The sequence below is a fragment of the Halorubrum sp. SP9 genome, assembly GCF_005435015.1.
Taxonomy (GTDB): Archaea; Halobacteriota; Halobacteria; order Halobacteriales; family Haloferacaceae; genus Halorubrum; species Halorubrum sodomense.
In genome coordinates this window covers 1-685 of sequence record NZ_SGXU01000226.1, presented here as the reverse complement: position 1 = coordinate 685, position 685 = coordinate 1, and the positions used below count along the sequence as shown (strand labels likewise).

The 685-nt window shown below is 66.9% G+C and carries 1 pseudogene; it reads right to left on the bottom strand.

What is annotated here, in order from left to right:
• Nucleotides 1-449, bottom strand: a pseudogene (locus tag EXE45_RS17305) (amino acid permease); the annotation flags it as partial.
• Nucleotides 450-685 lie beyond the last annotated feature (236 nt).

The following is a 685-nucleotide window of genomic DNA, read 5'->3' as shown; positions in this document are numbered from 1 at the left end:
ATCCCGCTCTCCTCGGTCCCCCGGGCGTTCAGCGTCCCGAGGAGCAACGCGGCGAGCACTCCCGTCGTCCCGTGCGGGAGGACGTGGAACGCCTCCGGGAGCACGAACCTGAAGAACCACTCGTCCATCGTCGCGAGGTAGAACGCCGTCGTCCCGGTGTAGCCGAGGAAGAGCATCGCGCCGATGGCGTAGACGAGCGCGTCGTTCTCGAAGGTCCGCGAGGAGAACAGGTACCCCCCGCCGTTCTCGGAGTAGATCGAGGCGAACTCCGAGTACCCGGCGGCGGTGACCCCGGCGATGACGGCCGCGATGACGAGCGCGATGACGGCGCTGGAGCCGATCGCCGCGACGGCGGTGCCGGAGAGCGAGAAGATGCCGGCGGCGATCATCGTCCCCAGGCCGATGGCGAACGCGATCTTGAAGTCCAGCGTCCGGGTGTGCTCAACCATCGGTGCGAAGGAGCGTCCCGCGTAACAGTTGTCCGCGTCGACCGATCGCGTCGAGTCGTGGTCTCGCCGCTATCCCGTAGAACATGGTTACCTCCTGGTCTGAACCCCGGAGACAAAATATCTCCCGGTACGATTTGCCCATGAGCCGTCCAGCCGGAGCGGAAATTATCGATTCGAAAACGGGTCGGCGGCGCGCGCCGCGGCGGACCCGAGGGGCCCTCCGCCCGTTCGAGTCC